The sequence below is a fragment of the Micromonospora sp. RTBAU3-60 genome, from assembly GCF_054963695.1.
This window is the reverse complement of sequence record NZ_JBUEGB010000045.1, coordinates 46042-53507: the sequence shown is the minus strand read 5'-3', so window position 1 is coordinate 53507 and position 7466 is coordinate 46042. Positions and strand designations below refer to the sequence as shown.

General features: G+C 72.3%; 7 protein-coding genes. 2 read left to right on the top strand and 5 right to left on the bottom strand.

Going from position 1 to position 7466, the window contains the following annotated elements; genetic code table 11:
• Positions 1–91 precede the first annotated feature (91 nt).
• From ACY34I_RS29465 to ACY34I_RS29455, 3 genes are all read right to left on the bottom strand, one after another.
• On the bottom strand, positions 92–940 hold the full coding sequence (locus tag ACY34I_RS29465; protein ID WP_462758314.1) for a hypothetical protein: 849 nt from the start codon (positions 938–940) through the stop codon (positions 92–94).
• Positions 941–1204: 264 nt separating this feature from the next.
• Positions 1205–2308 carry a DUF3626 domain-containing protein gene (locus ACY34I_RS29460; protein ID WP_462758312.1) on the bottom strand — a complete coding sequence of 368 codons (1104 nt, stop codon included), beginning with the start codon at positions 2306–2308 and terminating at the stop codon, positions 1205–1207.
• Between the two features lie 52 nt (positions 2309–2360).
• A complete protein-coding gene (locus tag ACY34I_RS29455; protein ID WP_462758311.1) occupies positions 2361–2825 on the bottom strand; it encodes a VOC family protein in 465 nt (154 codons plus the stop codon).
• A 1152-nt stretch (positions 2826–3977) separates the two neighbouring features.
• Here ACY34I_RS29455 and ACY34I_RS29450 point away from each other — a divergent pair.
• Positions 3978–4718 carry an AraC family transcriptional regulator gene (locus ACY34I_RS29450; protein ID WP_462758310.1) on the top strand — a complete coding sequence of 247 codons (741 nt, stop codon included), beginning with the start codon at positions 3978–3980 and terminating at the stop codon, positions 4716–4718.
• Positions 4719–5197: 479 nt separating this feature from the next.
• A complete protein-coding gene (gene tsaA, locus ACY34I_RS29445; RefSeq protein ID WP_148801393.1) occupies positions 5198–5620 on the top strand; it encodes a tRNA (N6-threonylcarbamoyladenosine(37)-N6)-methyltransferase TrmO in 423 nt (140 codons plus the stop codon).
• A 48-nt stretch (positions 5621–5668) separates the two neighbouring features.
• On the opposite strand, the gene ACY34I_RS29440 is transcribed toward tsaA, so the two are convergent.
• Positions 5669–6298, bottom strand: a complete 630-nt coding sequence (locus ACY34I_RS29440) for an MBL fold metallo-hydrolase (RefSeq protein WP_462758309.1) — start codon at positions 6296–6298, stop codon at positions 5669–5671.
• Positions 6295–7383, bottom strand: a complete 1089-nt coding sequence (locus ACY34I_RS29435; protein ID WP_462758308.1) for an S-(hydroxymethyl)mycothiol dehydrogenase — start codon at positions 7381–7383, stop codon at positions 6295–6297. Before ACY34I_RS29435 ends, ACY34I_RS29440 begins: the two co-directional genes overlap by 4 nt.
• Positions 7384–7466: the final 83 nt, after the last annotated feature.

Sequence of the window (7466 nt, the reverse complement as noted above, 5' to 3'; positions counted from 1 at the left end):
CCACACCCCAAACCCAGCCAGAGCCAGAAGCAGACGAAACCGGCCGGCCCCCAAAGGGGGGGACCGGCCGGTTCGCAAAAGGTGCAGGAGGTCACCAGAGCTGCTGGACGATGTCCGCCGCCTGCTCCTCCCACTGCGCGTACGCGTACGGGTAGGCGGACACCTGCACGGTCTGCGCGGCCGTGGTCAGCGGCAGGTCCTGCCAGTCGCCGACGTTCTTCAGCGCGTTGAAGAACGCCTTGGACGCGTAGTCCGGGTCGGTGATCTGCTCGGGCGTACCCCAACCAACCGACGGGCGCTGCTGGAACAGGCCCTCCGAGTCATGGTCGTTGTACGTACCCAGGTGGCCGAGGTTGTACAGCTTCGACTCCTGCAGCGAGGTCGCGACGCCGATCACGGCGCCCCGCTCCCCCACGCCGGTCTCCTTGGCCGCCTTGACGATGGCCTTGGCGTTGTCGACCTGCGCGTCGTCGAGCGGGATGCGCGACTGGGCGCCCTCGACGCCGTGCGGGATGAGTTCGTCCCGGCTGGGGCGGTCGCCCTTGCTGGCGACCTTGTCGCTGCCGGTGGTGAGACCGGACTCGACCGTGGCGGTCTTCTTGCCGGTCGCCATGTCGATGGCGGCGACAGCGCCGGCGTGCGGGCCGGTGGTGACCGGCGCGGCGAAGGCGCTGGGACCGATGGCCAGCCCACCGAGGGCGGCCACGCCCGCGATGCTCAGGGCGGCCTTACGGCGCGGGGTCCTGGTGAGGTCGGGAAGCGAGCGGGTGACGAACTCGGCCTTCTCCTGTGCGGTCTTCGCGAGGGCGGGGAGCCGGCGGGCGACAAGTTCGGCCTGCGCGGTCTTCGCGAGGGCGGGGAGCCGGCGGGCGACGAGTTCGGTCTTGCCTTGGGCGGTTTTGGCGATGGCCGGGAGCCATCGAGTGAAGTGTTGCTTCACGATGGTTGCCCTTTCGATCGTTACGACGCGCTCCGGGGTGAGCGAGCCTCGGGGGAACTACTGACCGGTACGGGTTTACGTTCCGGCGGTATGGGGGACACAACCAGGTTGACGTGTCGGTCATTCCGGAAATGCCGGGGTGGTGGGCGGCTGCGGTCCAGGTCACTCAGCGTCAAGGACGGCAACCCCAAGGCGTAGCAAACCGGAGGACAATTCCCGAAAAGGGCAACTGGCGACCGCTTGCGCGAGACGAGCACCCAGCGCTCAGCCGGCTGGCGGGGTACCGAACCGGACGAGGACGTGCCAGAGCTGCTTGAGGTGCTGGAGGGTGACCTCGACCGGTCCCCGGTCGGCCCACCGGTCCGGCTCCCGCACCACCGAGGCGGCGGCCCGGCCGATCAGGGCGGCGTCGACGGGCTCTCCCGGGCGGGCGAACTCCGCGTGCACCCGCGCGGCCAGCGGCGGGATCGCCGGACCCCGGAATTCGGCGTCGATGCCGTCGACCGGCAGCGCGAAGCCGGCGTGCCAGCGCAGCGGGAAGCCATGCCGCCGGGCGATGCCGGCGAGGATCCCGCCCACCTCGGTGCCGCGGAACGACGGGTCGACCACCAGGGCCTCGACGTCGTGGGCGAGGCTCACGTCGCCGTGGATCTGCGCCTCGATGTAGTCGTCCAGGGCGCGCCCGACCGTTCCCGACTCCCGCTCGCCGCGGCGCAACAGCGCCCGCAGCAGGCTGTCGGTGTCCATGCCGGCCACACCGAGGCTAGTCCCGGTGCCGGCGGTGGCCGTCAGCAATGCCGCGAGCACCGGCTCGAAGATCTCGAGGGTGCCGAAGTCCGTCGGCTGCGTGTGGCTGTCGCCGAAGCTGAAGGTGGTTCGGGCCAGGGTAGCGGGGCGCAGCCGCAGGTGGCAGGAGCCGAACCGGGGGCACGCGCCGTCGGCGTGGTCCAGCAGGTTCAGGCCGCCGTACTTCGGGCGCTCCGCGGGGAGCACGCCAGGCCGCTGGTACGCCCCGCCGAAGAGCGTCTCCTCCCAGCGGTCCCGGTCACCGCCGGGGAATGCGGTCAGTCCCCCGTTGGAGATGCCGGTTTCGAACTGGCTGCGGTAGATGCCCTCCCGGTCGAGCGCCTCGGCCACTGTGCGGCCGTCGCGCAGCAGCCGGTCCGGGTGGAAGTTCAGCGTCAACCGCCCGTGCGCGGCCACCGCCGCCACGACCTCGTCGGTCCGGTACGCCGTACCCGAGCCAGCGAGGTGTCGGGCGATGGCGGCCAGCGCCGCGGGCCGGTCCCGCAGCGCCACGTCACGGACGCGCCGCAGGGCGATGATCTGTGCCGGGGTCAGCACGGGTGGGGCGGCGGGGTCGGACACGGCCGCGAGTATGGCCTGCGGGTGGGCCGCTCCGCAGGCGTATTTCCACCTGTCAGGCGCCGGTGCCGAACCCGTCCCGGGTGCCGCGCTCCTCTGGCGTCAGCAGTTCCTGGAAGACGGTGAGGTGCAGGCCGGCCGGTCCGTCGAGGCGGGCGTTGAGCGACTGCCACGGGGTGACCGTCGGCGGGGCGACCTCCGTGGCGCCGGCGGCGACCAGGCGGTCGGTCACCGCGCGGCTGTCATCCACTTCGAACGCCACCCGCAACCGCGGCGCGACCTGTCGGCCGACCTCCACCTCGTCGATCATCCGCTTCTGCGCGGGGTTGGCCAGCTCCAGGGTGGCCCGGCCGGCGTCCAGGATCACCACCCGGGCGCCGTCGCCGCCGGAGTACGCCGCTTGTTCGGGCAGGCCCAGGGCGTCCCGGAAGAAGGCGACCGCGGCGTCGTAGTCGTCGGCCTCGACGACGAGACGCAACTGGCGGACGGTCGGCGGCCGGTGGTCTCCCTGTGCGGTCATGGCAGCCGATCCTAGTCGCGGCCCGGCGGCGCTCCGCCAAACGGAAATGTGAGCTGCGCGGCGACGCCATCGATCACGGCCTCGGCGTGGGGCGGGGCCCGGCGACCGTGGCGGCGTCCGGCGCGGCCCCCACCGGCCCGCACCCCGCCGGGACCTTCTTCAATGTTGCTCAAGCGTGCCAGGTTCGCAACGGACCGTAACCTTTCCGCGCCACCATCGTTTGCACATAGGGCGAGATACCGGTGGCGGCAGCGTACCGTCACCGTCGTCTCATCCCGCGCCCGGCCGAGCCGGCCGCGCCTCGACCCGACCGCCGCCCGCTGCCGCTCCGCTGGAACTGTCGAGATGCTGCCACGCCAGCCCGTCGGCGCCCTCGGAGAAGAGCTCGGGAGCGACGACTCGGCATTCGGCGAGGGTTCGTTCACCTGCCCGGGGCGGGTGCCAGCGCTTGGCCGACGCGACCGCCAGCGCCGGTCGACCGTGGCGGCCCTCACCCATCCGGGAACCCGCGCAAACCGACCATGGCGGCCTGGGGTCCGAAATGGAAGGCGACGCGGCCGCGGCGCGCATTGAGCCTGGCTAGGCGCAGTACGCGCGGCCGACAGCCACCCTTCAGGCAGGCGACACCTGACGGTTGCTGTCGCAAACCCACCACACCTACCGGGTGTCGGGATATGCATCGAGCCAGATCGATGGGCGGGGAAGACTTCTGACAAATATACGACACCGCCGTGCCGGCCATTGGAAGCGATCCCAGTAACCATTAAGGACACTTCACCGAATCGTTGCCGAGCGAAGAATAGAAGCCATAAATCATCATCTTCAGCCGCCGGACCGCCACGTCGTCGCACTCTGTCACCCCAGCGGCCGGCTCCAGCCGTCACCGACGGTAGTCTGCTCGTCGCGCTGGATGTTGCACCGGTCAGTGAGCCCCCGCTAGCATCGGCTCGGCGCCAGGACAGTGGCAGACGCCAATTGCTCGGGCCCATCGGATAGGAGCGGATAGGCCGCCTCCAGTGGCGGCGGATTCGCCGTGCCAACATTTCCGAATGGGTAGGACAATGCGTCGACGAGCCACCGTTCCGCCGTTTCGGCAAGGGGGAGGCTTTGAAGGATCCGTGTGTGAGGGCTGCCGAACGAGTCATTGAATACATGCAGGAGAATCTTGCAAATCAATTGACCATTGACGACATGGCAAAGACAGCCCTGTTCAGCAAGTTCCATTTTTCCCGTATCTTCCAGCGAGCCACCGGAGTCTCGCCCGGGCGGTTCCTCTTCGCCCTGCGACTGCAGCAGGCCAAGCGCCTGCTGAGGTCCACCTCGCTCAGTGTCGCGGACGTGAGCCTACAAGTCGGCTACTCCAGCGTCGGGACGTTCAGCTCGCGGTTCACCCGGAGCGTCGGCCTGTCACCCACCCGGTACCGGCGGCTGGGGGGATTCACCACCCACGTTCCCATCGCCGATGGGCATGCGGTCGCCAACCGTCCGAGAGGGACGGTACGCGGGCGGATCACCGGCGCCCCCGGGCTGCCCACCAGCCGGGTCTTCGTGGGCATGTTCCCGCAGCGGATCCCCGAGGGCCGGCCCGTGCAGTGCCGCATCCTCGACACTCCGGGACCGTTCACGCTCGACCCGGTACCGGCCGGAACCTGGCACCTGCTGGCCCACTCGGTCGGGCCCGACGAGGAGGCGGTGCCGGCGGCGGAGGCCACCTGGGTCGGCAGCATCGGGCCCCTGCTGATCACCCGGAACAGCTTCCTGGAGGTCGAGCTGTCGCTCCAGCCCATGCGGATCGTCGACCCGCCCGTACTGCTCGCGTTGCTGGACGCCCGGCAGTCGGCGCTGCGGCGGGAGCGCGCACGCCGGCGGGCGGTCAGCGCCGTCCACGGCTGACGTCGACCCCACGTCCCCCGCACCGCCGCCCTCGTCGGCGCTGGGCCCCACCCGTGCCCCTCACCGGCGGCGCCGGCGGCGACCCGTGCCGAGTCCCGCACGGCGCCGACGAACCGATCGGCGCAGCCCGCGTCGCTCCGCAGCGGATCGCCCAGCCGGTCGGCGGCAGGCCGTGGGGCGGTCACCGCAGCGGCGCGCGGGGGACCTGCACGTCGCCGGCCCGGCCGGCCCGCCTCGGCTCGCCGCGCACGACGGCTGCGGCGGAGCGGCCGGGCCGTCATGCACTGCGTCGAGTGCGACCGGCCGCTCACCCCGCGGAGGTGACCACCCGCTCCAACCCGGAGCACGTTCCGCCCCGGTGACGCCGGGCCGGCACGACGGCCGCGCCCAGGTCGGGCCACCCGCCGGCGGCGCAGTTCGCGGTGCTGCCGCGGCCGCGCGGCCTGGTGATCGGGCACGCCCTGTGCGAGCTTGTACTGATGCACACTCATGAGTCCGGCGCCGGGTACGCGCTGCGGCCCGTCGGCCGGGTCGAGTCCCCGCTGACCGATCCGGCGCTGGCGCCCAAGCAGGGCGACGAGGGGGCGCCGGAGGCGTGGCTGGTCTTCGACGAGGCGTACGCCCCGGCGCTGCGCGGCCTGGCGCCCGGCGCGGACCTGCTGGTGCTGACCTGGCTGGACCGGGCGCAGCGGGACGTGCTCGTGGTGCACCCGCGGGGCGATCGGTCCCGCCCGGAAACCGGGGTGTTCGGCACCCGCTCGCCGCACCGGCCGAACCCGATCGGGCTGCACCGGGTGCGGGTACGGGAGGTGACCGGACTGCGGGTGCGGGTGGCCGACCTGGAGGCGGTGGACGGCACGCCCGTACTCGACCTCAAGCCGGTGCTGGACGGCGAGCGCTGATGCCGGCGGCGCCCGGCCGGGTCGGCGACCCGGCCGGGCGCCGCCGGCTCAGTGGCCGCGGGCGATCCACTCGTCGAGGTGCGGCGCCTCGGCGCCGATGGTGGTGTCGTCGCCGTGTCCGGTGTGGACCACGGTCTGCGGCGGCAGGGTGAGCAGCCGGGTCCGGATCGACTCGATGATGGTGCCGAAGTCGCTGTAGGAGCGGCCGGTGGCGCCGGGCCCGCCGGCGAAGAGGGTGTCGCCGGTGAAGACGGCGCCGAGGTCGGCGGCGTGCAGGCTGCACGCACCCGGGCTGTGCCCGGGGGTGTGCAGCACGCGCAGCGTGGTGCCGCCGACCGCGATGGTCTGGCCGTCGGTCAGCTCCCCGTCGGGTGGGGTGTCCGGGTGGACGAGGTCCCAGAGCACCCGGTCGGCGGGGTGCAGCAGCACCGGGGCGCCGGTGGCCCGGGCCAGCTCGGGCGCGACCCGTACGTGGTCGTCGTGCGCGTGGGTGGCCAGGATGGCGACGACCCGGCGGTCGCCGACGACCTTGCGGACGGCGGCCACGTCGTGCGGCGCGTCGACGACGACGCACTCGGCGTCGTCGCCGACCACCCAGACGTTGTTGTCGACGTCGAAGGTCTGCCCGTCCACGGAGAACGTGCCAGAGGTGACGGTGTGGTCGACGCGGGCGGTCACGGGAAGACCACCACCGAGCGGAGCACGTCACCGTGGTGCATCCGGGTGAACGCCTCCTCGACCTGGTCGAGGGCGATCTCCTCGGTGACGAACGCGTCCAGGTCGAGGCGGCCCTGCCGGTACAGCTCGGTGAGCATCGGGAAGTCGCGGCTGGGCAGGCAGTCGCCGTACCAGCTGGACTTGAGCGCGCCGCCGCGGCCGAACACGTCCAGCAGCGGCAGCTCGATCTTCATGTCCGGGGTGGGCACGCCTACCAGCACCACCGTGCCGGCCAGGTCGCGGGCGTAGAAGGCCTGCTTCCAGGTCTCCGGGCGGCCCACCGCGTCGATGACCACGTCGGCGCCGAAGCCGCCGGTGGCGGCGCGGATCGCCTCGACCGGATCCTCGTCCGAGGCGTTGACCGTGTGGGTGGCGCCGAATTTGCGGGCCCAGTCGAGCTTGCGGGAGTCGGTGTCCACCGCGATGATCGTCGTCGCCCCGGCCAGGGCCGCCCCGGCGACCGCCGCGTCACCGACGCCGCCGCAGCCGATCACCGCGACCGAGTCGCCGCGGGTCACCTGGCCGGTGTTCATCGCCGCGCCGAGGCCGGCCATCACGCCGCAGCCGAGCAGACCGACGGCGGCGGGCCGGGCGGCCGGGTCGACCTTGGTGCACTGCCCGGCGTGGACGAGGGTCTTCTCGGCGAACGCGCCGATGCCGAGGGCGGGGCTGAGTTCGGTGCCGTCGGTGAGGGTCATCTTCCGCGCGGCGTTGTGGGTGTTGAAGCAGTACCACGGGCGGCCCCGGCGGCAGGCCCGGCACTGGCCGCAGACCGCCCGCCAGTTGAGCACCACGAAGTCGCCGGGGGCCACGTCGGTGACCCCCTCCCCCACCTGCTCGACGATGCCGGCCGCCTCGTGGCCGAGCAGGAACGGGTACTCGTCGGTGATGCCGCCCTCGCGGTAGTGCAGGTCGGTGTGGCACACCCCGCAGGACTGGACGCGGACCACCGCCTCTCCCGGCCCCGGGTCGGGCACCACGATCGTGGTGACCTCCACCGGCGCGCCCTTGCGCCGCGACACGACTCCCCGGACTTCCTGGCTCACTGGCCCCTCCTGCCGTCGACGATCACGTCCCTGGAGCGAACCTACCGCCGATCACCACCGCCGGGCTGGCCGGTGTGAGGCGG

Excerpts from the sequence above, each read along its gene's own strand:
- ACY34I_RS29455 (WP_462758311.1), bottom strand. The coding sequence starts at position 2,825 with ATGACCGCACAGGGAGACCACCGGCCGCCGACCGTCCGCCAGTTGCGT.
- ACY34I_RS29450 (WP_462758310.1), top strand. The coding sequence starts at position 3,978 with ATGCAGGAGAATCTTGCAAATCAATTGACCATTGACGACATGGCAAAG.
- tsaA (WP_148801393.1), top strand. The coding sequence starts at position 5,198 with ATGCACACTCATGAGTCCGGCGCCGGGTACGCGCTGCGGCCCGTCGGC.